The 24,038-nt window shown below is 63.6% G+C and carries 20 protein-coding genes; 9 read left to right on the forward strand and 11 right to left on the reverse strand.

Annotated elements, in window-relative coordinates; genetic code table 11:
* Nucleotides 1-70 precede the first annotated feature (70 nt).
* On the reverse strand, nucleotides 71-2,140 hold the full coding sequence (locus P9230_RS03020) for a prolyl oligopeptidase family protein (RefSeq protein WP_278117385.1): 2,070 nt from the start codon (nucleotides 2,138-2,140) through the stop codon (nucleotides 71-73).
* Between the two features lie 89 nt (nucleotides 2,141-2,229).
* Nucleotides 2,230-3,390: an MFS transporter gene (locus P9230_RS03025; RefSeq protein WP_067329632.1), complete on the reverse strand. Its 1,161-nt coding sequence runs from the start codon at nucleotides 3,388-3,390 to the stop codon at nucleotides 2,230-2,232.
* 254 nt (nucleotides 3,391-3,644) lie between these two features.
* On the opposite strand from P9230_RS03025, the gene P9230_RS03030 reads away from it, so the two are divergent.
* From P9230_RS03030 to P9230_RS03045, 4 genes are all read left to right on the forward strand, one after another.
* Nucleotides 3,645-5,222 carry a trimethylamine methyltransferase family protein gene (locus P9230_RS03030; RefSeq protein ID WP_066999726.1) on the forward strand — a complete coding sequence of 526 codons (1,578 nt, stop codon included), beginning with the start codon at nucleotides 3,645-3,647 and terminating at the stop codon, nucleotides 5,220-5,222.
* 53 nt (nucleotides 5,223-5,275) lie between these two features.
* The gene (locus P9230_RS03035; RefSeq protein WP_127241754.1) at nucleotides 5,276-7,846 is read left to right on the forward strand and encodes an FAD-dependent oxidoreductase; all 2,571 of its coding nucleotides are present in this window, start codon (nucleotides 5,276-5,278) and stop codon (nucleotides 7,844-7,846) included.
* A 92-nt stretch (nucleotides 7,847-7,938) separates the two neighbouring features.
* A complete protein-coding gene (locus tag P9230_RS03040) occupies nucleotides 7,939-9,447 on the forward strand; it encodes a glycosyltransferase family 39 protein (RefSeq protein WP_278117387.1) in 1,509 nt (502 codons plus the stop codon).
* Between the two features lie 16 nt (nucleotides 9,448-9,463).
* A complete protein-coding gene (locus P9230_RS03045) occupies nucleotides 9,464-10,810 on the forward strand; it encodes a Xaa-Pro peptidase family protein (protein WP_127241752.1) in 1,347 nt (448 codons plus the stop codon).
* On the opposite strand, the gene P9230_RS03050 is transcribed toward P9230_RS03045, so the two are convergent.
* Nucleotides 10,772-11,617 carry a PhnD/SsuA/transferrin family substrate-binding protein gene (locus P9230_RS03050; RefSeq protein ID WP_127243230.1) on the reverse strand — a complete coding sequence of 282 codons (846 nt, stop codon included), beginning with the start codon at nucleotides 11,615-11,617 and terminating at the stop codon, nucleotides 10,772-10,774. The genes P9230_RS03045 and P9230_RS03050 overlap by 39 nt on opposite strands.
* A 75-nt stretch (nucleotides 11,618-11,692) precedes the next feature.
* Complete coding sequence (locus P9230_RS03055; protein WP_127241389.1) at nucleotides 11,693-12,703, reverse strand: fatty acid desaturase; 1,011 nt, start codon at nucleotides 12,701-12,703, stop codon at nucleotides 11,693-11,695.
* Between the two features lie 228 nt (nucleotides 12,704-12,931).
* On the opposite strand from P9230_RS03055, the gene P9230_RS03060 reads away from it, so the two are divergent.
* The gene (locus tag P9230_RS03060) at nucleotides 12,932-13,789 is read left to right on the forward strand and encodes a helix-turn-helix transcriptional regulator (protein WP_095778490.1); all 858 of its coding nucleotides are present in this window, start codon (nucleotides 12,932-12,934) and stop codon (nucleotides 13,787-13,789) included.
* Between the two features lie 152 nt (nucleotides 13,790-13,941).
* The gene (gene bmt / locus P9230_RS03065; RefSeq protein WP_278117392.1) at nucleotides 13,942-14,958 is read left to right on the forward strand and encodes a betaine--homocysteine S-methyltransferase; all 1,017 of its coding nucleotides are present in this window, start codon (nucleotides 13,942-13,944) and stop codon (nucleotides 14,956-14,958) included.
* Nucleotides 14,959-14,970: 12 nt separating this feature from the next.
* Here bmt and P9230_RS03070 read toward each other — a convergent pair whose 3' ends face one another.
* From P9230_RS03070 to P9230_RS03095, 6 genes are all read right to left on the reverse strand, one after another.
* Nucleotides 14,971-15,372 carry a hypothetical protein gene (locus tag P9230_RS03070; protein ID WP_245433184.1) on the reverse strand — a complete coding sequence of 134 codons (402 nt, stop codon included), beginning with the start codon at nucleotides 15,370-15,372 and terminating at the stop codon, nucleotides 14,971-14,973.
* A 14-nt stretch (nucleotides 15,373-15,386) separates the two neighbouring features.
* Entirely contained in the window at nucleotides 15,387-17,555 is a 2,169-nt protein-coding gene (locus P9230_RS03075; protein WP_127241388.1) for a VWA domain-containing protein, read from the reverse strand.
* A 2-nt stretch (nucleotides 17,556-17,557) separates the two neighbouring features.
* Entirely contained in the window at nucleotides 17,558-18,121 is a 564-nt protein-coding gene (locus P9230_RS03080) for an RNA polymerase sigma factor (protein ID WP_067329326.1), read from the reverse strand.
* A 73-nt stretch (nucleotides 18,122-18,194) separates the two neighbouring features.
* On the reverse strand, nucleotides 18,195-18,926 hold the full coding sequence (locus tag P9230_RS03085) for a dienelactone hydrolase family protein (RefSeq protein WP_278117395.1): 732 nt from the start codon (nucleotides 18,924-18,926) through the stop codon (nucleotides 18,195-18,197).
* Between the two features lie 105 nt (nucleotides 18,927-19,031).
* A complete protein-coding gene (locus tag P9230_RS03090; RefSeq protein WP_278117398.1) occupies nucleotides 19,032-19,721 on the reverse strand; it encodes a hypothetical protein in 690 nt (229 codons plus the stop codon).
* A gap of 89 nt (nucleotides 19,722-19,810) precedes the next feature.
* Nucleotides 19,811-21,385 (reverse strand): trimethylamine methyltransferase family protein, encoded by a 1,575-nt coding sequence (locus tag P9230_RS03095; protein WP_066999687.1) that lies wholly within the window; start codon nucleotides 21,383-21,385, stop codon nucleotides 19,811-19,813.
* 281 nt (nucleotides 21,386-21,666) lie between these two features.
* On the opposite strand from P9230_RS03095, the gene P9230_RS03100 reads away from it, so the two are divergent.
* Nucleotides 21,667-22,365: a B12-binding domain-containing protein gene (locus tag P9230_RS03100; protein ID WP_066999684.1), complete on the forward strand. Its 699-nt coding sequence runs from the start codon at nucleotides 21,667-21,669 to the stop codon at nucleotides 22,363-22,365.
* An 83-nt stretch (nucleotides 22,366-22,448) separates the two neighbouring features.
* Here P9230_RS03100 and P9230_RS03105 read toward each other — a convergent pair whose 3' ends face one another.
* Nucleotides 22,449-22,586: an entericidin A/B family lipoprotein gene (locus P9230_RS03105; RefSeq protein WP_019858698.1), complete on the reverse strand. Its 138-nt coding sequence runs from the start codon at nucleotides 22,584-22,586 to the stop codon at nucleotides 22,449-22,451.
* A 56-nt stretch (nucleotides 22,587-22,642) separates the two neighbouring features.
* Here P9230_RS03105 and P9230_RS03110 point away from each other — a divergent pair, with 56 nt between their 5' ends.
* Complete coding sequence (locus tag P9230_RS03110; RefSeq protein WP_095801944.1) at nucleotides 22,643-23,272, forward strand: DUF1638 domain-containing protein; 630 nt, start codon at nucleotides 22,643-22,645, stop codon at nucleotides 23,270-23,272.
* 167 nt (nucleotides 23,273-23,439) lie between these two features.
* Nucleotides 23,440-24,015, forward strand: a complete 576-nt coding sequence (locus P9230_RS03115) for a DUF4893 domain-containing protein (RefSeq protein ID WP_095829808.1) — start codon at nucleotides 23,440-23,442, stop codon at nucleotides 24,013-24,015.
* Nucleotides 24,016-24,038: the final 23 nt, after the last annotated feature.

Genomic DNA, 24,038 nt, shown 5'->3' on the forward strand with positions numbered 1-24,038 from the left:
GCGACCCCGAAGGCGCCTGATGTGCTGATGCTGACCATGGCGGCACATTAAGCCGCCAACGGCCAGCAATTCAAGCTAGACCGGCAAGCGTGCGCTGCAGAAAGACGTAGCGCATCGCCGTTTGCGCGGCCTGGGGCCGGCGATCGCCGCGCCCGCCATGGCCGCCTTCGGTCTCCTCGAAGAACAGCGTTTTGCCGTGACCGGCGGCCTGCAGCCGCGCCGCCATCTTGCGCGCATGCCCCGGATGGACGCGGTCGTCCGCGGTCGAGGTCATCAGCAGCACCGGCGGATAAACGGCACCTGTCGCCACACGCTGATAGGGCGAATAGGCGGCGAGCCATGCCGCCTCCTCCGGCTTTGACGGATCGCCATATTCCGCCATCCACGAGGCACCGGGCGGCAGTTCGGTGTAGCGCAGCATGTCGAGCAGCGGCACGTCGATGATGACGGCGCCGAACAGCTCCGGACGCTGTGTCAGCGAGACGCCCGTGAGCAGGCCGCCATTCGATCCGCCCTGGATGCCGAGTTGTGCCGCCGTGGTGATACCGCGCCTGACCACATCCTCGGCGACGGCGGCGAAATCATCGAACGCTTTCTGGCGCTTGCCCTTGAGTGCCGCCTGATGCCAGGCCGGGCCGAACTCGCCGCCGCCGCGGATATTGGCCTGCACATAGGCATTGCCCTTGTCCAGCCAGAGCCTGCCGCGGATCCCGGCATAGCCGGGCAAGAGCGGCACTTCGAAGCCGCCATAGCCATAGAGCAGCGCCGGCACCGGTCCCGTCTGGTCGCGCCGCCTGACGACGAAATACGGGATCATCGTGCCGTCCTTCGAGCGCGCCTCGAACTGCTCCGAAGTATAGGGCGATGCATCGAAGCGCGCCGGCTGCGATTTCACGGTTTGAAGTGTGTCGCCATTGTCGTCCGACCATATGATCGAGCTCGGCGTCAGGAAATCGGTGAAGGAGAAGGAGACGCTGGAGCCGAAATGCTCGGCATGGCTGATGCCGACATTGCCGTTGTCGGGCAGGTCGACCGGCTTCACCGACCAGCCATTGCCGGTGCGGTCGCAAACGACGACCTTGCCGCGCACATTGTCCGTCAGGTTGATGAACAGCCGGTCCTGCGTCCTCGAGAGACCTGCGATTGAAACGCGGTGCTCCGGTTTGAGCAGCGTCTCGACCGGCTCGAACGAACCGGTTTCAATCCAGCGGTCGAAATCCACGGAATAGAGCCCATCCGGCAGGCAGCGCGTGCCGTCCGGCGCCGTCCACGGGCTGCGGACGCCAAAGACGAGCTGTCCCTTGAAGATCGCGGTGTCGGTCGCGTCGTCGGGCAGCGGGATGCGCCGGTTCTCGCCCGAAGCCAGCCGGAGAAAACTGTGCGAGGTGAAGAAGTCGATGGTCTTGCCGAGCATGACATGTTTCTTGTCGCCATCGAACTCCACGCCGCCGCCGACCGCGAGATGATTTTTTTCGCCCTCGAAGATCGGCGTCGCCTCCTCCAGCTTCGTGCCACGCCGCCAGAGCTTGATCACCCGCGGATAGCCTGACTGAGTTTTGTCGTCGTCCTCGAAAGCCGCCGAGACGATCACCGTATCCCTGTCCAGCCAGGAAAACCCCGACTTCGAAGCCGGTGCCCGGAACCCGTCCTCGACGAAGGATTTCTTCGCAATGTCGAACTCGCGCATCTCGCTGGCGTCGCCGCCGTCCGGCGACATGAACAGCAGGCAGCGGTCGAAATCGGGATAGAGCCGGCTCGCGCCGCCGAACACCCATTTCACGCCTTCCTTGGCCGAGAGCTGATCGAAATCGAGGATCGTTTCCCAATCCGGCTTGTCGGTCTTGTAGGAGGCGACTGTCGCGCGGCGCCACAAGCCCAGCGCGTTGGTCTTGTCCTGCCAAAAATTGTAGACGTAACCGGCGAGCGCCGATCCGACCGGGATATTGTCCTCGGCCGTCATCAGGTCGAGCGCGGTCTCGAATGCCGCCTGATAGGATGGATCGCCCTGCAGTTCGGCGACAGTCGTCGCATTCTGGCGATGGACCCACTCAAGCGCTTCCTTGCCGTTGCGATCCTCCAGCCACAGGAAAGGATCCTCGACCGGCAATTCAGGCTGGGTTTGGGTCATCGGGCTGGTCATGCTGGTCTCCGGGTCTGGCGGCCCTGCCTACATCGCGTTCGCCGTGCCAACATTCAAGAGCAGCGCTGCCTGCGCTCAGCCAGCCGGCTCTACATCACCCGCCGGCGAATGACGGTGGCTACAGCCAGCGCCGCGCAGATCGCGCCGAGCGTCACCGGAAGCCCTGCGGCGCCGATCAGGTCCATCACACCGCCGGTCAGCGGCGGCACGAGGATGCCACCGACGCCCCACATCAAGGAGAAGGAGGCATTGCCCGCGACCAGCGCCGAGCCGGTAAAACGCTCGCCGAGCTCGATGATCGACATCGTATAGATCCCGTAGGACACCGCGCCCCAGATGAAGACGCAAGGCCAGATCAGCGGCGTCTCGATGAGCGCCGGCAAGAGCGCGCAGCCAAGAACCGTCACCGAGACACAGCCGAATCGCACGAGGCGCGCCGTCAGTCTTTCGGCGAGCAGGCCGAGCGGCACCTGCATGGCGATGTTGCCGGCGATCATCGTCGACAGCAGCGCCGACATGCGCGTCTCGGGAATGTCGAAGTGGGTGCCATAGACGGGAAGCAGCGCCAGCACCGACTGCTCGAAACCGGCGGCGGCGACGACCGCCGACAGGAGCAGCCAGGCGAGCGGCATGAAGCCCAGCACAGAAACTTTTTCACCTGCCTCGTCGACCCTAGGCAGACGTTTCACCACGACCGCCAGGCAGGCGCCGCAGAAAAGAAAAGCAAAGATGCCGACCAGAAAAGGCGGCCAACCCTCCGTGCCGACCGCCAGCAGGCAGAGCGGTCCGGCCGCGAACCCAGCCGAGATGATGGTCGAATAGATGCCCATGACGCGCCCGCGCCGCGACGGCGGCGCCAGCGCGATCACCCAGATTTCGCTGAGCACATAAAGCGGATTGGTGACCACGCCGACCAGGAAGCGCAGTGGGAACCACAAATAGACGTCCTGGGTCCAGCCGATCAGCGCCAGCACCAGGGCCGAGAGCCCGGCGCAGATGAGCGCAGTCCGCCCGGCTCCGAACCGGCGCGCCAGCCCCGGGATCAGCGGCGAGGACAGGATGAAACCGACCGGCGTCATCGCGGCCGACAGGCCGATCACCGCCGGCGACACGCCCTGACGCTGCAGGATGAAGCTCAGCAGCGGATAGGAAAGCCCCTGCGCGATGGCGAACACCGACACGGTCGCGATCACGCCGGTAATCGCGGCCCACTGCACCGTCTCGCCGGTCTCTGATTTCGCCAGAGCCATCATTCCTGCTCCATTCAACGCAGGCTTAGCCGCTGCCGGCGACAGCCGTAAGGGCCAACTGACGGCAAGGGCGCATGTTCCAGCCAATCCTTGTCAGGAACGCCGGCAGGGAATGCTTTGGCGGCGGCAATTCGGCGGGCAATCTGCCCTTCCGTCATGTCGCTTCCCTCGCCCTAGTGGTCGCCGCCTCCTTACCGGCAGCATTGCCGCCGGTCCATTATGCCGACCACTTTCGCATCCCCACGAGGCCTCTCATGACTGCCGCACTTCACCCCGCCGAACCGGCATTGGCAACAGATCGCGCCCGCCGCGGCGGCCGTGCTGGCAAACGTGCCGGCGGATCGGCAGCCTTCGAGCAGCCGCCGTTCCGGCAGCTTAAGAACCCGCTGGTGCCCACCAGGCTGGTGTCCGACGACGAACTGGAATCGATCCACCTCGCCTCGCTGCGCGTTTTGAAGGAGATCGGCGTCGACGTGCTGCATGACGAAGCCCGCCGCATCATGAAGGCGCATGGCGCCGACGTTCGCGAAGGCAGCGAGCGCGTTCGCTTCGACAGCGACATGATCCTCGAGCTCATCGCGTACTGTCCGCCGGAGTTCACGCTGCACGCCCGCAACCCGGCGCACAATCTGCGCTTCGGCGGCAACAACGTTATCCTGTCGATGATGGCCTCGGCGCCGAACTGCTCCGACCTCGACCGCGGCCGCCGCCCCGGCAACCAGGTCGACTATCGCAATTTCCTGCGCCTGGCGCAGATGCACAACATCCTGCAGTGCACCGGCGGCTATCCGGTCGAGCCGATCGACATCCATCCCTCGGTCCGGCATCTCGAATGCATCCGCGACCTCGCCACGCTGACCGACAAGGTCTTCCACATCTATTCGCTCGGCAAGGAACGCAATGTCGACGGCATCGAGATCGCCCGCATCGCGCGCGGCGTCAGCCGCGAGCAGCTGATGGAGGAGCCGTCGGTCTTCACCATCATCAACACCAATTCGCCGCTCAAGCTCGACGTGCCGATGATGGAAGGCATCATCCAAATGGCGAGCATGGGCCAGGCGGTGATCGTCACGCCGTTCACGCTCTCCGGCGCCATGGCGCCCGTCACCATCGCCGGCGCGCTGGTGCAGCAGAATGCCGAGGCGCTCTCCGGCATCGCCTTTGCCCAGATGGTGAAGAAGGGCGCGCCGGTCGGCTATGGCGGCTTCACCTCCAATGTCGACATGAAGTCGGGCGCACCGGCCTTCGGCACGCCCGAATACATGAAGGCGCAGCTCGCCGGCGGCCAGCTTGCCCGCCGTTACAATATCCCCTACCGGACCTCCAACACCTGCGCCGCCAACACGGTCGACGCTCAGGCCGCCTATGAAAGCGTCTTTTCGCTCTGGGGCGCCATCCAGGGCGGCGGCAATCTGATGATGCACGGCGCCGGCTGGCTGGAAGGCGGCCTGCGCTGCTCCTATGAAAAGACCATCCTCGACATCGACCTCTTGCAGATGGTGGCCGAATTTCTCACCCCGCTCGATCTCTCCGAAGACGCGCTCGGCTTCGACGCCATCCAGTCGGTCGGCCCGGGCGGCCATTTCTTCGGCACCCAGCACACGCAGGAGCGCTACAAGACCGCCTTCTACTCGCCGATCGTCTCCGACTGGCGCAATTTCGAGACCTGGACCGAGGCGGGCTCGCCGACGGCGCTGGAACGCACCAACAAGGTGTGGAAGGAGCGCCTCGCAGCATACGAAGAGCCGTATATGGACCCGGCCATCCGCGAGGAGCTCAACGACTTCGTCGAGAAGCGCCGCGCCGAAGGCGGCGCGCCGACCGATTTTTGATCTTTCACGCCCCGCTCACTCGATTCAGTCTCTGCAAAAACGGACCTATCTTCATGAAATCCCACGTTAAAGCGGTTGTCATCGGCGGCGGGGTCGTCGGCTGCTCGGTGCTCTACCACCTCGCCAAGGCCGGCTGGACCGACATCATGCTGATCGAGCGCTCGGAGCTGACCTCCGGCTCGTCCTGGCACGCGGCGGGCGGCTTCCACACCCTGAACGGCGACCCGAACGTCGCCAAGCTGCAGGCTTATACCGTCCAGCTCTACAAGGAGATCGAGGAGCTTTCCGGCCAGTCCTGCTCGCTGCATCTGACCGGCGGCGTGATGATGGCCGATACCCCCGAGCGCATGGATTTCCTGCGGCTCGCCCACGCCAAGGGCCGCTATCTCGGCATGGATACCGAGCTGATTACGCCGTCCGAAGCCAAGGCGATGTTCCCGCTGATGGACGAGAAGAATTTCGTCGGCGCCATGTGGGATCCCGTCGAAGGCCATCTCGACCCCTCCGGCACGACCCACGCCTACGCCAAGGCCGCGCGAAAACTCGGCGCTGAGATCGTGCTGCGCAACCGCGTCGTCGAGCTGACGCAGGAAGCCGACGGCACCTGGAACGTCGTCACCGAGCAAGGCACGGTGAAAGCCGAGCATGTCGTCAATTGCGGCGGGCTGTGGGCGCGCGAGATCGGCCGCATGGTCGGCGTCGAGCTGCCGGTGCTGGCGATGGAGCACATGTACCTGCTCACCGAGCCGATGCCGGAGGTCGAGGAATTCAACAGATCGACCGGCCGCGAGATGATCGGCGTGCTCGACTTCAAGGGCGAGATTTACACCCGCCAGGAGCGCAACGGCATCCTGCTCGGCACCTATGAAAAAGCCTGCAAGCCATGGTCGCCGGTCAACACGCCCTGGGATTTCGGTCATGAACTCTTGCCACCCGACATCGACCGCATCGCGCCGTCGCTGGAGATCGGCTTCAAGCATTTCCCCGGCATCGAGAAGGCCGGCATCAAACAGATCATCAACGGCCCCTTCACCTTCGCGCTCGACGGCAACCCGCTGGTCGGCCCAGTCCAGGGCCTGACCAACTTCTGGTGTGCCTGCGCCGTCATGGCCGGCTTCAGCCAGGGCGGCGGCGTTGGCCTGGCGCTGTCCAACTGGATGGTGCACGGCGATCCGGGCTTCGACGTCTGGGGCATGGATGTCGCCCGCTTCGGCGAATGGGCGACGCTGCGCTACACCAACGCCAAGGTGCGCGAGAACTATTCGCGGCGCTTCTCGATCCGCTTCCCGAACGAGGAACTGCCGGCCGCCCGGCCGGCGCAGACGACGCCGCTCTACGACACGATGCTCGCCAACAATGCGGTCATGGGCGACTCGTGGGGACTGGAAACCCCGCTCTGGTTCGCGCCCAAGGGCACCGAGCCAAAGGACATCGTCTCCTTCCACCGCTCCAACGATTTCGGCCCGATCGGCGAGGAAGTTCGCGCGACGCGCGAGCGGGTCGGCGTCACCGAGATCGCCAACTTTGCCAAGTACGAAGTTTCCGGGCCGGGCGCCGAGGATTTCCTCAACCGGCTGATGACCAACCGGATGCCGAAGACCGGCCGCATTGTGCTCACCCCGATGGTCAACGAGTTCGGCAGGCTGATCGGCGACTTCACCATCGCCAAGACCGGTGAGGACCGTTTCATGATCTGGGGCTCTTCAGCCGCGCAGAAATACCATATGCGCTGGTTCGAGAAGCACCTGCCCAAGGATGGTTCTGTGCGCATCCACCGCTTCGACCAGACGCTGGTCGGCCTGTCCATCGCCGGACCGAGCTCGCGGGATTTGCTGCAGAAACTCGTGGACGTCGACGTCTCGACCAAGGCCTTCCGCTTCATGGACTTCCGCGAGATGGCGGTCGGCGGCGCGCCCTGCATGGTCAACCGCATCACCTATACCGGCGACCTCGGCTACGAGATCTGGATGGCCCCCGCCTATCAGCGCCTCGTCTACAAGGCGATCAAGGAAGCAGGCGAGGAATTCGGCCTCGTCGATTTCGGCATGCGCGCGCTGCTGTCGATGCGTCTCGAAAAGAACTTCCCAACCTGGTTCCGCGAGTTGCGTCCGATCTACGGGCCGTTCGAAGGCTCGATGGACCGCTTCATCAAGCTGGAGAAGAACGACTTCATTGGCCGCGAGGCGGCTGCCAGGGAGCAGGCGCAAGGGCCGAAGCTGCGCCGCGTCTCCTTCATCGTCGATGCTGCGGACGCCGACGTGATGGGCGACGAGCCGATCTGGGCCAAGGTCAGCAAGGATTATGGCACGGTGGAGAAACCGCATGGCTACGGCGCGCCGCGCTTCGACGAGACGGGCAAGGAAGTGCGCGGCTCCGAAGCCGCCGAAGGCGCTTCGGCCGTGCGCGGCATCGTCGATGGCGAGTGGCGCGTTGTCGGCTGGGTGACCTCGGGCGGCTATGCGCACTACGTGCAAAAGTCGATGGCGCAGGGCTATGTGCCGGCGGCCCTTGCCGAGGACGAGAGCGCCGGCCTGTTCGAGATCGAGATCCTCGGCCACCGCCGCCCGGCCCGCATCAACGTCGAACCGCCCTTCGACCCGAGCGGCGAGAAGATGCGCACCTGATTCCAGGAAGCCGCAATGTACCGCTTTCGGATCGTGTTGGTGGCCGGCTATATAGCAACCGGCCACCAACGCATCAGATGAGAAGACGACCCTTGCGGCAGCTGGAGAAATGGACCGACTGGCTCTGCGATGAACGGGTCGGCCCTTTCAGTGCCGCAATCGCGTTTGCACTTGCCTATTGCCTGGTCCAGATCGTGGTTATGCCGCTCTCGTCCCATTTCGTGGGCACCGGCGTCGGCGTCGACGACGCCGAACAGTTGATGGCGATGCGCTTCCTCGCGGCCGGCTATGGCGGCTCGCAGCCGCCTTTATACACCTGGTTCGGCATCCTCACGGCCTCGCTGGTTGGAACCAGCATTCTCGCGCTCAAGATCGTCAAATACACGCTGCTGGCCGGTGGATTGGTCGCGTCCTTCGCCACAGTGCGCCGCCTGGGCTACTCAGCCCGCGCGGCGACCGCCGCCATGTTCGGCCTGCTGCTGTTTCCACAGATCGTATGGGAGATGCAGCATGCCCTCACCCACTCGGTCGCGGTTTTTTGCTTTTCATCGCTGCTGCTCCTGGCAGTCGCCGAGTTGCAGAAACGGCGCTCGACTACCGCGTATGTGCTGCTTGGCTTGGCGACCGCCGCCGCAATGCTGTCGAAATACAATGAGGTGATCTTTCTCGCTGCGCTGTTCCTTGCGGCGCTGTCCGTCCGCGAAACACGTGAGGCGATCTTCGATCGCCGTTTCCTGATCAGTGTGGTTGTGGCGATCCTCGCCTGCCTGCCCACATTCTACTGGAGCCTCACGCATCTGGGAGACCTGCTGGCGCACAGCGGTGGCCTGGGCGTCGCCGAGGGGGGCAGCGCGGCAAAGACCCTGTCTCGCGGCATCCGCGGCTTGGGCAATGCGATACTCAATTTCGCCGGGCTGCCGGCCACGATCTTTGCCGTCGCGTTTTTCCTGGCGCGCAAGCAATCCGCACCACCGCCCGAGGCCGCAGCGTGGCCAGAGACGCTGGTCTGGCGAGCGATAGGCTTCGCCTTGCTGATCACGCTCGTGGTGGTGCTGGCGGGCGGCATCACACAGTTTCGCGATCGCTGGATGCTGCCCGTATTCGTGCTGTTGCCAGTCGCCATTGCCATGCGGCTGGACGCGATGGGGGAAAGGGGCAGGAAGACGCAAGCGACAATCGTCTTCGTCGGCGCCATGATGGCCATCCTGGTGCTTCCGGTAAGCTGGTACATGCAGGTCCACGGCGGCGATAACCGCGGCAGCATCGTGCGCTTGGATTACGCTTCGCTCCATCGTCAGCTGACAGCCGACGGACCGGTCGGCACTGTGGTCTCGAGTTGGTTCTGGATCGGCAATCTCCGCCTCGTCGATCCCGATCTCATCGTGCTCGACGACGAGATACCCGATTTCGCCAAATCGATCCGCGAGCCCGCGGTGCTTGTGCTCGCGGATGACGAGGAACCGGCTTCCGTCATCTTCAAGAGGATCACCGAGGCCGGCTATGTGATGGACACCGTCCATCGGCGCATCGCGGTGCCGCAGTTGGGGAACGCACCGCGCCAGGTCACGATCACCAGGCTGCACAAGATGACGCCGCAATAGACAGCCAGGGGACCGCATGGACACACAACGTTTCGGCCGCCACCGCAAGATCATGCCGTTCGAACCCGGCTCCGTCGAGGCGCTGCGCGCCGCCTCCCGCGAGAAGGCTGCCGCGCTCAACCAGCACGCTCTGGGCTATGGCGCGGTAGCCGAAGCCGAATGGGCGGCGGCAGGCATCGCCTCTCCAGACCTGCCTGCCATGCGAAGCTATCGGCTCGAGCGCATCCGCGCTGAGCTCAGGCGCCGCGACTATGCGGGCGCCCTGCTCTACGACCCGGTCAACATCCGCTACGCGACGGATTCGACCAACATGCAGCTCTGGGTCGCGCACAATCCGACCCGCCACTGTTTCGTCGCCACAGAAGGTCCTGTGGTGCTGTTCGACTATTTCTCCTGCGAGCATTTGTCGGATCACGCCGGCGTCGTCGACGAGGTGCGGCCGGCGGTGTCGTGGATGTATCTTTATAGCGGCGAGCTGACCGACAAGAAGGTCCGTCGCTGGGCAGCCGGCATCGCCGAGCTCCTTGCCGAGCAGGGCGGCGGCAATCGGCGGATCGCCGTCGACCACGTCAACCCGGAAGGCGTCGAAGAGCTTGCCCGCCACGGCATCACGGTCGGCAATGGCGAGGCGGTGATGGAGAATGCGCGCCTCATAAAGTCGCCCGACGAGATCCTCGCCATGCGCCGCGCCATTGTCGCCTGCGAGGCGGCGATGGGCGAGATGGAAGCGGCGCTGAAGGCGGGCATTTCCGAGAACGAACTCTGGGCGGAACTGCATCGCGGCAACATCGCGCGCGGCGGCGAATGGATCGAGACCCGGCTTCTGTCGTCCGGGCCGCGCACCAACCCCTGGTTCCAGGAATGCTCGTCGCGCATCGTCGAGGACGGCGATCTCGTCGCCTTCGACACCGACCTCATCGGTCCCTATGGATTCTGCGCCGACCTCTCGCGCACCTGGCTCTGCGGCAATGGCCGGCCGTCCGACGAGCAGCGTGATCTGTTCCGCATCGCCGCCGACCAGATCGCCCACAACACAGTATTGATGCGGCCGGGCATTTCCTTTCGCGATCTCGTCGAACGCTCCGCCGTGCCGCCGGGAGACTGCTTCCCGGCGCGCTACGGCGTGCTCTACCACGGCGTCGGTCTGGCGGACGAATATCCGACCCTGCCGCATGCCAGCGACTGGACGGACGACACGCCGGATGGCGTCCTGGAACCCGGCATGGTGCTGTGCGTGGAAAGCTATATCGGCAGGCTCGGCGGCCGCGAGGGCGTCAAGATCGAGGAGCAGATCCTCATCACCGAGACCGGCAACGAAAAACTCTCAGCCTACCCGCTCGACGAAAAGCTGCTTGGCAACTGACCCGTCCAAGCCAAGCTCGGCGATGGCCTCGCGCATGGACGCAACGACGTCCGCCGATGTGGCCCTGGCCGAGATAAACGGCAATCCCTTCCGCCTGGTCGTCCAGCCGACCACTTTCACGCGCCGCGCCGCCGGCTCGAATCGCTGCGCCAATGCCCAGCTCTGGCAGTCGATGGCGGCGATATCGGCCCTGCCCTCGGCGATGGCGACGATCGACGACCGGTGGCCGCCGCTTTCGCCGCACGAGGCGAAGACGCCCAGACTTTCGCCGATCGCCTCCAGGTCGCGCGTCAGCCCGAGCAGCCCGGACATCGAATCCGGATTGTTGAAGATGAAGCGCTTGCCGCGGATGAGATCGAGCGGGATGACGGCCTTGCCATCCGCGGGCGAGCCAACCGACGGCCCGCCATCAGCCGGCATCACCAGCGCGCTGGAATAGAGCTCGCCCTGCCCGCCCTCGAAGGCGTCATAGCTTGGCTGAGCGACCACCTGCACATGCCTGGCCAGGCCGAGCTCCATCGGCCCCCAGCAGGTCTGTCCGAAAAGCAGCGCCGGGCTCAGCCAGAGCTGGTGAAAATCGAACTCGTCCGGGGGCAATGTCGCGGGGTCGGGCGCTATCAGCTTCCCGGCGCCGTCTTGGATGCCGCCGGACACCGGCGGCAGGTCGCGATTGCTGCGCGCCATTCTTTCCGGCGCGTCGATACCCCTCCGTCGAAAAGCGTCGCGGAGCTGCGCCCATTGCGCGTCGATCTCGCCGCGAACTTCCGGCCAGTCATACATCGGCAGAGCCGCAATCAACTTGCTCATGACGAACAGCTTTCAAAACAGGCGGTCATCGGCGCCTGAATTCCGCGGCGATAAAGCAGTCGCGAAAGTTCGAAATTACTCTTTCGGCGGCTCAGCCGGCACCGGAGCCGTGCCAAGTCCACTCACATTACGCGCTCTGATGCGCGGCTTGAAGGCACGGCCGGGTTCGGGCGCGCGGCGCAGCACCGGATGCACCACCGGCTCCTTGGCCTTGAAGGCAAATGATTTGATCAGCGCGAAATAATTCGGATAGACGTAGCCGTTGTTCATCCGCAGCCATTCTTCGCGGCGATCGCGAAACATCTTCGGCAGTCTGTACCAGGCGACGGTCGGGCTCTTGTGGTGCACGAAATGCAGGTTGTTGTTGAGGAACAGGAAGGAGAGCGGCGACCGCTCGACGATGATCGTGCGGCCCTCCGGGTGTTCCGACCACTGATGCTCGGCATAGGTGCGCACCGAAATCAGGGACTGGCCGAGCCACACCGGCCCCAGTATGTAGAGCCAGAGCGGGATGCCGAAGCCGAAGGTCACGATCGGCACGACCACTGCAAGTCCGACGGCATGCAGCAGCCAGGCTTTGCGGATCGCCTTGTCGCCGGCGGCCATCTGTCTGGCGTCGTCGAGGAAGAAGCCGATCGACGACAGCCAAGGTCCGAGAACGAAGCGGCCGACCATTGTGTTGTTGATCTTGAGCAGGACCTTCATCGCCGGCGGCATTTCCGCATGCATCCAGAGCGCCTGGTAATAGCTTTCCGGATCGTCGAGCGGGTCGGTCAGCCGCTCGTCGGCGTGGTGCCGAAGATGGATCGCCTTGAAACGGCGGAACGGCCAGACCAGCCCGATCGGCAGGATGACGAAGGCTTCGTTGATGCTGGCGTTGCGCGTCGGATGGCCATGCAGCACTTCGTGCATCAGCGAGGATTGCAGGGCCAGTATCAAGGCCAAGGCGACAAGGGCCAGCAGCGGATAGGAAGGCCAAAGCAGGAAGCCGGTGGCAAGCCAGGCGCCATAACAGAACAGGGTGAGGAATACTGTCGGCCATTCCACGGCCGGTGTGCTGCTGTGTCTCTTGCGTATGCCAGTCATGCTATCGACCACTGCCTTCCAGTCGCCGGAACCACTTTGATTCCTGACAGCATTGTGTCAGGAGCCTGTCGTTGTCGCAACGCGACAAAGTGAACAATCTGTTGCGAATGCGCATTTTTGGCTGCAGATATTATATATTGTAAACAGATTTGGGGATTCATTTGCGCCTGAGCACCTAACCAGCAGGCCTGGGCGCAAATTTTTCCTCCACTGGAAAGGAGCGGCGTGATGGACAAGCGTGATCTGTCGACGGTTTTCCGAGAGCGCCTAAAATTGCTCTTGACACGCTCGGACTTGAACCAGTCGGCCTTCGCGAGCGCCGTCGGCATCGATCGTTCGGCGCTGTCGCAACTCCTGTCGGGCGCCTCGACGCGCCTGCCCCGCGCCGAGACGCTTCTCAACATCGCCGCCGAGTTCAAGGTATCGCTCGATTGGCTGCTGGGCCTTAGCCAGGACGAAGGCGTCACCGGCGAGATTCGCGAAAGCCTCGAGATCGAGGAGGCGCCGGACGGCTTTGACCGCACGCTACTTGCCAAATGGCACGCCGAGGCGGTCGGCACCAAGATCCGCTACGTGCCGGCGGGCATTCCGGACCTCCTGCGCACCGAGGCCCTTGTCGAATACGAGGCCGGCATTACCAACAAGAGCCGCGAGGCGCAGGCCGGCGAAACGCAATACCGCATCGACTACAACAGGCGGCCCGAGACCGACATGGAGGTCTGCATGCCGCGCCATACGCTGGAGATTTTCGCACGCGGGCTCGGCGTCTGGGACCGGTTCCCGGAAGCCGAGCGCCGCCGGCAATTGCTGCACATGGCAACGCTCCTCGACGACCTTTACCCGACCTTCCGCCTGTTCCTCTATGACGGCCGCATGCGCTATTCGATCCCTTATACGATCTTCGGGCCGTACCGCGCCGCAATCTATGTCGGCGATATGTATCTGGTGTTGAACGCCACCCAGCCGGTCCGTACCCTGACCAGCCACTTCGACAATCTGATCCGAGCCGCCGATGTCAACGCGCATGAGGCTGCGAGCTTCACGCAGAAACTGGCCGGCATCTCCTTCACCTCAGGCTCTGTCTGAACGCGGCCGCTATCGCCATGCTGGCATGCGGCGACCAACCTGGCCGACCGTCGTTTTAGGAAACTCACGCAAGAGCGGGCCTCATATTCGTTGACTAGATATAAAGACTTCTTTATATCGTTATTTGAATTCAGGATACGAAAGCCAGAGCCATGACCGCCACCAATCCGATCGACGCATTGCTTGCCGAAAAAGGCGTGCTGCTGGCCGACGGCGCCACCGGCACCAATTTGTTCGCGATGGGACTTGAGGCCGGCGAAGCCCCCGAGCTGCTCAACGAGACGGCGCCCGACACCATCGCCGCGCTGCATCAGAATTTCGTCGATGCCGGCGCCGACATCATCCTGACCAATTCCTTCGGCGGCACCCGTCATCGGCTGAAGCTGCATCACGCTCAGGACCGCGTGCATGACTTGAACAAGCGCGCCGCCGAAATCGCCCGTTCGGTGTCCGACAAGGCAGGCCGCAAGGTGATCGTTGCCGGCTCCGTCGGCCCGACCGGCGAGCTTTTGGTGCCGCTCGGCGCTATGTCCTATGAGGAAGCGGTGGATGCCTTCGCCGAGCAGATCGAGGGCTTGAAGGCCGGCGGAGCCGAAGTCGCCTGGATCGAGACCATGTCGGCGTCGGATGAGATCCGCGCCGCGGCCGAAGCCGCGATCCGTGTCGGCCTGCCCTACACCTATACCGGTTCCTTCGATACGGCCGGCCGCACCATGATGGGGCTGTTGCCCAAGGATATCCACGGCGTTGCGGATGGACTGTCGCAGGCTCCGCTTGGGGTGGGCGCCAATTGCGGCGTCGGCGCAGCCGACATCCTGGCCTCGCTGCTCGACATGACCGACGCGAAGCCGGAAGCCACCGTGATCGTCAAGGGCAATTGCGGCATTCCGGAATTCCGCGGCAGCGAGATCCACTATTCCGGCACGCCCGAACTGATGGCCGACTATGTCCGGCTGGCAGTCGATGCGGGCGCCAAGATCGTCGGCGGCTGCTGCGGCACCTCGTTCGCTCACCTTGCCGCGATGCGCAAGGCGCTCGACGCGCACACCAAGTCGGCGCGTCCGACGGTCGAGTCCATCGTCGAGCGCATCGGGCCGATGCGCAACAAGATAGCGAGCGCTGCCGAGGCAGGCGAAGGCCGTCGCGAACGCCGGCGCAGTCGCGCCTGAAGTTGGCCTGCTCTATTCGCTGTTTTCAGCGTAGCGCGACAGCGCCGTACCGAGATCGGTGGCGGCGCTGTTCTTGCCGTCGCCGCCCATCGTCATCAACGCGCCGGACGCGCGCGGGTCGCTGATCTGCTCCAGCATCACGCGAAAGCGGTCGTTGTTGAGCGCAGAGAGCGCCGTGTCGCGGGCCGCATCGACATTATTCCTGATCCGCGCGGATTCCGCCGACGGAGCGGACGGTGCTCGCGTCTGAAGATTGCCCGCAGTCGGCGTCACGTTCCCGGTGATATGCAATTCCAGCCCCTCACTTCTATCAGCTTTGACTAACAGGAGGGCATTGCGATCAAGTTCCGGAAAAGCCGCGCAATTTAACGATCGGCAAAAGCCGGCAGGTCCTCCGCCGGCTTTTTGTTCCATGGACGGCACCCGCCCTATCTGTTGGTGCCCAGCGACGAGGCTAGCCGCACCAGCGACAGGAATTCCGCCCTGTAGCCGAACGGATCAGCGCCGCGCGCGGCGTTGGCGATCTCCAGGATCCGGTCGTAGCCGAAATTCGCCGTCTGATCCGCGTCGCGCAGCTTCTGCCCGAAAGCCGCGACCGCGACCGAAAAGCGCTGGTCGACGCCGGCTTCATCGAAGGACGGCACCTCGTTGGCCGCGGTCACCGGTGTCGTGATCAGTTTCGAGACATTCTCGTTCGGCAGCTTGTAGCGGATTTTTACGAAGGCATATTCGCCCGCATTGGCAACGCCGCCATTGTCGACCTTCGCCTCGCCATAGCGCAACGGATCGACCTGCTCGGCGCCGCTTCCCTTGGGCGTGACCTCGTAGATCGCCGTCACCGAATGGCCGGAACCGATATCGCCGGCGTCGACGCGGTCATTGTTGAAATCCTCGCGCTTGAGCGCCCGCGTCTCATAGCCGACCAGCCGGTATTCCGAGATCTTGGCCGGGTTGAACTCGACTTGGATTTTCACATCCTTGGCAATGGTGAACAGCGTCGAGGACGCGTCCTCGACCAGCACCTTCTCGGCCTCGGCAAGCGTGTCGATATAGGCGGCCGTGCCATTGCCGTTCTGGGCGATGGTCTGCATCATCTGGTCGTTGAGATTTCCGCGGCCGAAGCCGAACACCGAGAGAAACACGCCGGTCTTGCGCTCCTTCTCGATCAACCGTTTGAGGTCGTCGTCATCGGTCTGGCCGACGTTGAAATCGCCGTCGGTGGCAAGCATCACGCGGTTGATGCCGTCCTTGACGAAAGACTGCTGCGCAAGTTTGTAGGCTTCCTTGATGCCTGCCTCGCCGGCGGTCGAACCGCCTGGCTCCAGATTGTCTATCGCTGCAAGAATCTTCTGCCTTTCCGCGGCCTTTGTCGGCATCAGCACCGTGCCGGCATTGCCGGCATAGGTGACGATGGAGACGGTGTCGTCGGCCTTGAGCTTGCTGACCAGCAACCGGAACGCCGACTTCAAGAGCGGCAGCTTGTCCGGCTCGTCCATCGAACCCGAAACATCGATCAGGAACACCAGGTTTGCCTTCGGCGCCTCGACCGGCTTCACGTCAAAACCCTTGATCGCAACATGCATCAGCTTGGTGCGCTCGTTCCAGGGCGTCGGCATGACGGTGATAGTCGAATTGAACGGCGTCGCGGCCGAGTCTGGCCCCTTCCAGTCATAAGGGAAGTAGTTGATCATCTCTTCGACCCGGACCATGCCTGGGTCGGGCAGAATACCTTCCTTCAGCGAGCGGCGGACGAAGGAATAGGACGCCGTGTCGACATCGATCGAGAAGGTCGACACCGGATCCTGGGCAGCTTGGTGCACCGGATTGGTCTTGAAGGTCTCGATGCGGTCGCGGTTTTGCTCTTGCGGCTGCATTTGATCGGCCGGCATGGGCGCCGGCTGAACCATCGGCCCGAAACCAGCGACGGCGCCAGCCGGCATCTCTGCAGGCTGCATGGCGGTTGCCGGCGCCTGGGCATTCGCGCGTCCGCCGGCGGCCAGCTGGTCAACCTCCGCAGGTGCAGGCGGCGGCGCAGGCAGCGCCTGTGGTACTTGCTTGGCAAAGTCCTTCAACGCCCCGTATTCCTGCCTGGTCCGATCATCGGATCGGCTCAATTCAGTTTTCGGCGGCGATGCCGGTGCGACCTGCGCCTCGTCTTCGACACGCCTCTCGCTATCGGCGCCGGTCTTCTTCTCCTTGGCAGGCGCGGCCGCCAGCGGCTCGCTGATCGCGGGCTGGTTCGGTATCGGCTTCTGCGCAACCGGCTTGTCGGCCACCGTTTCGGTGACCTTCCCGTTTGAAATAACGGGCGGCTGCTCCCTCAGCATCTCAAAAGCGGCATAGCCGGCGATAGGCAGCGCGACCAGCGCGGTCAGGGCCGGGGTGGCAATGAGTTTCCGTTGCATGATCTCTCTCCAGAGCCTTTGTGCTCGCTCCGTGAGACGAAGACCTGCCGGCGATCCTTGGGGGGCGGTCGAAATTTTTTCGTTCAAGTCGAAGGCGTGCATCGCGGCGGCCAACGCACGCGTTTGCGCTTCGCTGTCCGGCGCCGGAACTGCCAGATTGCGCAGCCTTTCGAGTTCGTTGTCGTCGACCATGGTCACACTTCCCCGGCTGAGCGCATGAGCAGCTTCAGCCGTTTCTTCGCTTCATGGATGTGCCAGGAAACCGTCGCCTCCGAGATCGCCATCACCTCGGCCGCAGCCGCGTGGCTCAACCCTTCGCCATAGACGAGCAGCACCGCGTCGCGCTGCTTGTCCGGCAGCATGCGCACCGCCGCCCACAGCGCCTCGGCCGGGTCCTGGGCTTCCGCCGAGCCCTCCCCCGCGATCAGCGCATACGTGCCGAAGGCCTCGGTCTTGGCGCTGTCGCGGGCGCGCTTGCGCATCATGTCGCGCGAAGCGTTCAGTGTCATGGCGTAGAGCCAGGTCGTGAACGCGCCATTGCCCTGATAGTCGCGGATTGCCCGGCCGAGCCGCACGCAGACATCCTGGGCGATGTCTTCGGCATCGGCCTTGCGGCCGCACCAGCGATAGGCGGCGCGATAGACGAAGCCATAGTGCCTTTCGAGCAGTTTGCCGAAAGCCCCCCTGTCTCCACCCCTCGCCCGCCCGATCAATTCGGCATCGGAGGCTTCGCTGTCGTCCAGCATCATCGCCGTCATTTGCCTGTTGGACGAAGGCTAATGGCGATTCCTTGGGACGATGGAAAGATTTTTTTGCGGCGGCCTCCGCACCCTACCCCAAGGTTTCGGCGAACAGCGTGATCAGCCGCTTCCAATGGCGCTCGGCGCCCGCTTCGTCATAGACGCTGTGGTCCTTGACGCACCAGCCATGACCGACGCCGACATAGTTCTCGATCGTGTGGTCGACTTCGGCGACCCTGAGCGCCTCTGCCAGCCGGGCTGATTGCTCCGGCGGAAAGCTACGGTCCACGCCGGCGACCCCGACGTAGATGCGTGCCTTGATCGACGCCGCCTTCCGGTGCGGGCTGTCGGGCGCGTCGCTTGCCAGATTGCCGCCGTGGAAGCTGGCGGCGGCAGCAATGCGGTCGGGATAGGCCGCGGCGGCATTGAGAGCCCGCGCGCCGCCCATGCAATAGCCGACGACGCCGACCGGCCCGTCCAGGCCTTCGGCAGTGAGCGCATCGAGGAAGGCCGCGCTGTCGCGGATGGTCATCTCTTGCGTGGTGCCACCGCTCAGCGCCGTCAGTTGAGCCCTGGTCCTATCCTCAGCAAACGCAGTCTTCGGGTCGAACGGTCCATAGGGCACGCTGCGATAGAAGAGATCGGGCACCAGCACGGCATAGCCACGCCCTGCGAGGCGTTCGGCCATCTGGTCGAGCGTCGGCCGCGGGCCGAAAATATCCATGTAGAGGATGACGCCGGCCCTGGCCGCCGCCGCCGGTCGGAACAGCCCGGCCTTGGCCTTCCCGTCCCGGGTTTCGATCTCGATCTCTTGCTTGGCCATGCTGCGCTCCGTCGTCTGTCCGCGCGATAGATATCCGGCTGGAGCAGCCCGGCAAGACAATCCCGGAGCCTGGCGTTCAAGATTTCGTGCGGTTTGGCCTTCATCTTACAGCCGAGCAAAGGCCGCCATATGAAAGGCCTGCACCTCTGGCGGATAGCGATAGTCCGCCCCGTAGGGACATGCGTTGCGGTCGAGGCAGCCGCTCGTGCGGCACAGGCCGCCTCCGGGGCCGCGCACATGCCCAAGACAGGCTTCATGGGCAAAACCCTGCTCGGAATAGGCATGGACCGGACAGGAATTCATGCAGGGTTTTTCGACGCATGTGTCGCAGAGATGAATCGCTTCTCGAGGCTCGGGGAGGAAAATCTCTTCCTCGAACAGCAGCGCGCCGCGATAGGCATGCCACGACCCATACTGCGGATGCATGAGGATGCCGAGCGGCGACGGCTTCAACCCTTCCGCCCGCATCGCCCATTGCTGGAACGGCAGATAGGGCCTGTCGGAGGGCGACACGGCGCGAGCGCCGAACGCTTGCGCCACCGCGCCGATCACCTCCCGCGACCAGGTGTCGAGCGGGTTGACGATCCCGCTGGCCCGCTGCCCGAGCCAGCGCTGGAAGTGCGGCCAGGGTGCGGCGCCGGCCTGCCCAACCAAGAGGGCGGACTTCGCAGGCGCGCCTGAAAGCCCCGCAGGCACGGCTTCACCACTAGCGAAGCGAAAGCCGCCCCGAAGGATCAGGCCGTGGGCGGCAAGCGCCGCCGCGGTCCCTTCGATCGTGCCGCGCGAAAAAGTCATCCCTTCTTGTCCGGGTCGGAGAACGCGCTCCGCCAGACTTCCTTATGGATGATGTTGGCGACTTTAGCCCGGCCTGACTCGGGCTCCTTTCAAGTGAAGGCGTCGGCCATCGAGGCCTTCTTCCTGTCGATGAAATCCTTCAGTGCCTCGTCGATCGCCGGATCGAGATGCGGTGCCTCGTAGCTTTCCAGCCAGCGGCGGGCGAGCTCGTTGGCGCGCTGCGGCGCTGTCTTTTCGCCTTCGGCCAGCCACTGCTCATAGGAATTGTTGTCGGCGATGTTGGAGCGGTAGAAGGCGGTCTGGAAATTCGCCTGCGTGTGGTCGCAGCCGAGATAGTGGCTGCCCGGACCGACCTGGCGGATGGCGTCCATCGCCTGGCCGTTCTCCGACAGGTCGACGCCCTCGGCGAATTTCTGCGTCATGCCCAGCTGGTCGATGTCCATCATGAATTTCTCGTAGCAGGACGCCAGTCCGCCCTCGAGCCAGCCGGCCGAATGCAGCACGAAGTTGGTGCCGGCAAGGATGGTCGAGTTCAGCGTGTTGGCGCTCTCATAGGCCGCCTGCGCATCCGGGACCTTCGAGGCGCAGAGCGAGCCACCGGTGCGGAACGGCAGGCCTAGCCGGCGCGCGAGCTGCGCTGCGCCATAGGAAACCAGCGATGGTTCCGGCGTGCCGAAAGTCGGCGCGCCCGACTGCATCGAGATCGACGAGGCGAAAGTGCCGAACAGCACCGGCGCGCCGGGCCTGATCAGCTGCGTGAAAGAGGCGCCGGCAAGCACCTCGGCCAGGATCTGGGTCAGAGTGCCGGCAACGGTCACCGGGCTCATCGCGCCGGCCAGGATGAACGGCGTGACAATGCAGGCCTGGTTGTGGCGCGAATAGACTTTCAGCGCGCCGAGCATGGTCTCGTCGAACACCATCGGCGAGTTGGCGTTGATCAGACTGGTCAGCACCGTGTTGTTCTCGACGAAATCCTCGCCGAACACGATCTTGGCCATCGCCACGGTGTCCTCGGCCCGCTCCGGCGCCGTCACCGAGCCCATGAACGGTTTGTCCGAATAGCGGATATGCGAATAGACCATGTCCAGATGGCGCTTATTGACCGGCACGTCGACCGGCTCGCACACCGTGCCGCCCGAATGGTGGATCGACGGCGCCATATAGGCGAGCTTCACGAAATTCTGGAAATCCTCGAGCGTTGCGTAGCGGCGGTTGCCGTCGAGGTCGCGCACGAAGGGCGGGCCATAGACCGGCGCGAACACCGTTCCTTTGCCGCCGATCTGCACCGAACGCTCCGGATTGCGCGCATGCTGGGTGTAGATCGAAGGCGCGGTCTTGAGCAGCGAGCGGCAAAGCCCCTTGGGAAAATGCACGCGCTCGCCTTTCACATCGGCGCCGGCCTCTTTCCACAGCGCGAGCGCCTCGGCGTCGTCGCGGAAGATGATGCCGATCTCTTCCAGCACCGTGTCTGTGTTCTTCTCGATCAGCGCCAGGCCTTCCTCGTCGAGGACCTCGTAGACGTTAATCTTGCGCTTGATATAGGTGAGCTGGGTGCCCGGACCGCCGCCTGCGCGCGCCGCGCGCCTGGCCGCCGCGCCGCCGCTGGCGCCGCGTCCGCGTCGTCCGCCCGACGCTTCCTGCTCGACTGCCGCGTTATCGCTCATGATCGTTCTTCCTATAGATTTTAGATTTGGGCCTGAATTGGCTCGCGGCCGGTTCGCCGCCGCTTCTTTCCGGATCGTAGCCATGCACCCTATTGGAAACGGCCCGCCAGCGCCAACGCCTGTCGCAAAATCGACAAGAAAACCGCCAACTTTTCAGTCGCTTTCCTTTTGCGGGAAGTCGCAAATCAGCTATGGCTACCTTGCCCTCGCGGGTTAGGTATTGGCGCATCGATTTTTGAGCTGCAGCAAGCATTCCGAGCAGCAAGGAGCCCGAGGAAAAAATGTCCGACGACGAGATCATCCTTTCCGAGCTTTCCGACGAGGAACTCGTGCAGCAGATGCATGACGACCTTTATGACGGGCTGAAGGAAGAGATCGAGGAAGGCACGCATATCCTTCTTGAGCGCGGCTGGCAGCCCTACACGGTGCTGACCGAGGCGCTGGTCGAAGGCATGCGCATCGTCGGCGAAGATTTCCGCGACGGCATCCTGTTCGTGCCGGAAGTGCTGCTCTCGGCCAATGCCATGAAGGCCGGCATGGCCATCCTGCGCCCGCTGCTTGCCGCCACCGGCGCGCCCAAGCAGGGCAAGATGGTGATCGGCACCGTCAAGGGCGACATCCACGACATCGGCAAGAACCTCGTCGGCATGATGATGGAAGGCGCCGGCTTCGATGTCATCGACCTCGGCATCAACAATGCGGTCGAGAAATATCTGGAAGCGATCGAGCAGCATCAGCCCGACATCATCGGCATGTCGGCGCTGCTCACCACGACCATGCCCTATATGAAGGTCGTCATCGACACGATGAAGGAAAAGGGCATTCGCGACGATTACGTCGTGCTGGTCGGCGGGGCGCCGCTCAACGAGGAATTCGGCAAGGCCGTCGGCGCCGACGCTTATTGCCGCGATGCCGCGGTGGCGGTCGAGACCGCCAAGGACTTCATGAAGCGCAAGCACAACGTTCGCGCTTCCGCCTGATCCCAGGGCATCAGGATGGATCGAAAAAAGCCGCGCCTTGCAGCGCGGCTTTTTTGTTCCCAGATGATGATGAGGCTGAACGATCAGTTGGCGACAGTGTCTTTGACCGCCCTCGCCGTCGATTTGACGTCCTTGCCGACGCCTCGAATGGTGTTGGCGCAGGCGGTGAGTGCAAGCGCGCAGGCAAGGATGGCAATCGGCGCGATGCGTAGCAGTTTCATGGGTGTCTCCCTCAACAGATAATTAGCCCCGCAGCGAAAACCGGCTCGACTGGTTCATGGTCAAAACGCAAAAAACGAAACCGAATCAAACAGACAGGCTGCTCGTCATCGCCTGCGGGATGATTGCGCGCGAAGTTTTGGCCGTCAAGCAACAGCTAAAGCTCGATCACCTTGAGTTGACCTGCCTGCCGGCCGAGTTCCACTTCTATCCGGACCGCATCGCGCCGGCCATGGACAAGGCCATCGAAAAGGCCAAGGCGGAAGGCTACAAACACATCTTCGTCGGCTATGCCGATTGCGGCACCGGCGGCATGCTCGACCGCGTGATCGAGAAGCATGGCGTGGAGCGCATGGCCGGCCCGCATTGCTTCGCCTTCTACCAGGGCATGGACCTCTACGCGAAGGTCGCCGACGGCGACATGATGTCGTTCTACATGACCGACTTCCTCTGCCGCCAATTCGACGCCTTTTTCATCAAGCCGCTCGGGCTCGACAGGCATCCCGAGCTTATCAAGGACTATTTCGGCAATTACGAGAAGCTGATCTATCTCGCGCAAACCGACGATCCGGATCTCGACAAGATTGCCGAGAAAGCCGCCGCCATGCTCGGCCTCGCCTACGAGCGCCGCTCGACCGGTTATGGCGATCTGACGAGCGAACTGGCGCGGGCGGCAGCCAACGCTTGAGGCTCGAGCAGGGCTGCTTCAACGGCGGCCAGCGGAACGGACGATCGACTTGCAGACGAAGCCCCCTCGCCTCCGCTGGCAAGCCGGATGACAGCGGCCTGCGAACGGGTAAGTTGTGCCCCAAGCAGACTAAACAGCTATTCCAGCCACCGATTCGGGAAACGCCCATGATCCCTCGCCTGCTGCTTGCCGCCCTTTGCCTTATCGGCTTCGCCCTGCCCGCCTATGCCGACGGCGAGTTGCAGAAGCTGATCACCGCCGCAGACAAGGCGCGACTGGATAAATATGGCGAAACGCGCAAGGCGGCTCTCGAAGAGGCAAAGGCCGGCGATCCGGCTGAGGTCAAGCAACTCGATGCGCTGCTCGCCAAGCCGCTGGTCGCTTTCTCCGACAAGGATCTGACCGGCAACTGGAAATGTCGCACCATCAAGGCCGGCGGCTTGAGCCCGCTAGTTATCTATGGCTGGTTCAAGTGTAAGGTCACCGGGGACGGCTCGGGTTGGCGGCTGCAGAAGATCAGCGGCTCGCAGCGCACCACCGGTCGCTTCTTCGACGACGGTGAGAAGCGCGCCATCTATCTCGGCTCGTTTTCGGTCAATGACGAAAAGGCCAAACCCTATGGCAGCGGCGCCGAAAGCGACCAAGTGGGCTATGCCTTCCGCAACAGTGCCACCGAGTGGCGCATCGAATTCCCCGCGCCCTATTATGAATCGAAGCTCGACATCATGGAATTCAAGCGCTGACTGAGCCCGAAAAGTTGCAGAGT

Source organism: Mesorhizobium sp. WSM4887 (assembly GCF_029625865.1).
GTDB lineage: Bacteria > Pseudomonadota > Alphaproteobacteria > Rhizobiales > Rhizobiaceae > Mesorhizobium.

Coding starts and splice junctions, on each gene's coding strand:
- P9230_RS03020 (WP_278117385.1), bottom strand. CDS start 2,140: ATGACCAGCCCGATGACCCAAACCCAGCCTGAATTGCCGGTCGAGGAT.
- P9230_RS03025 (WP_067329632.1), bottom strand. CDS start 3,390: ATGGCTCTGGCGAAATCAGAGACCGGCGAGACGGTGCAGTGGGCCGCG.
- P9230_RS03030 (WP_066999726.1), top strand. CDS start 3,645: ATGACTGCCGCACTTCACCCCGCCGAACCGGCATTGGCAACAGATCGC.
- P9230_RS03035 (WP_127241754.1), top strand. CDS start 5,276: ATGAAATCCCACGTTAAAGCGGTTGTCATCGGCGGCGGGGTCGTCGGC.
- P9230_RS03045 (WP_127241752.1), top strand. CDS start 9,464: ATGGACACACAACGTTTCGGCCGCCACCGCAAGATCATGCCGTTCGAA.
- P9230_RS03050 (WP_127243230.1), bottom strand. CDS start 11,617: ATGAGCAAGTTGATTGCGGCTCTGCCGATGTATGACTGGCCGGAAGTT.
- P9230_RS03055 (WP_127241389.1), bottom strand. CDS start 12,703: ATGACTGGCATACGCAAGAGACACAGCAGCACACCGGCCGTGGAATGG.
- P9230_RS03060 (WP_095778490.1), top strand. CDS start 12,932: ATGGACAAGCGTGATCTGTCGACGGTTTTCCGAGAGCGCCTAAAATTG.
- bmt (WP_278117392.1), top strand. CDS start 13,942: ATGACCGCCACCAATCCGATCGACGCATTGCTTGCCGAAAAAGGCGTG.
- P9230_RS03070 (WP_245433184.1), bottom strand. CDS start 15,372: ATGGAACAAAAAGCCGGCGGAGGACCTGCCGGCTTTTGCCGATCGTTA.
- P9230_RS03075 (WP_127241388.1), bottom strand. CDS start 17,555: ATGGTCGACGACAACGAACTCGAAAGGCTGCGCAATCTGGCAGTTCCG.
- P9230_RS03080 (WP_067329326.1), bottom strand. CDS start 18,121: ATGACGGCGATGATGCTGGACGACAGCGAAGCCTCCGATGCCGAATTG.
- P9230_RS03085 (WP_278117395.1), bottom strand. CDS start 18,926: ATGGCCAAGCAAGAGATCGAGATCGAAACCCGGGACGGGAAGGCCAAG.
- P9230_RS03090 (WP_278117398.1), bottom strand. CDS start 19,721: ATGACTTTTTCGCGCGGCACGATCGAAGGGACCGCGGCGGCGCTTGCC.
- P9230_RS03095 (WP_066999687.1), bottom strand. CDS start 21,385: ATGAGCGATAACGCGGCAGTCGAGCAGGAAGCGTCGGGCGGACGACGC.
- P9230_RS03100 (WP_066999684.1), top strand. CDS start 21,667: ATGTCCGACGACGAGATCATCCTTTCCGAGCTTTCCGACGAGGAACTC.
- P9230_RS03105 (WP_019858698.1), bottom strand. CDS start 22,586: ATGAAACTGCTACGCATCGCGCCGATTGCCATCCTTGCCTGCGCGCTT.
- P9230_RS03110 (WP_095801944.1), top strand. CDS start 22,643: ATGGTCAAAACGCAAAAAACGAAACCGAATCAAACAGACAGGCTGCTC.
- P9230_RS03115 (WP_095829808.1), top strand. CDS start 23,440: ATGATCCCTCGCCTGCTGCTTGCCGCCCTTTGCCTTATCGGCTTCGCC.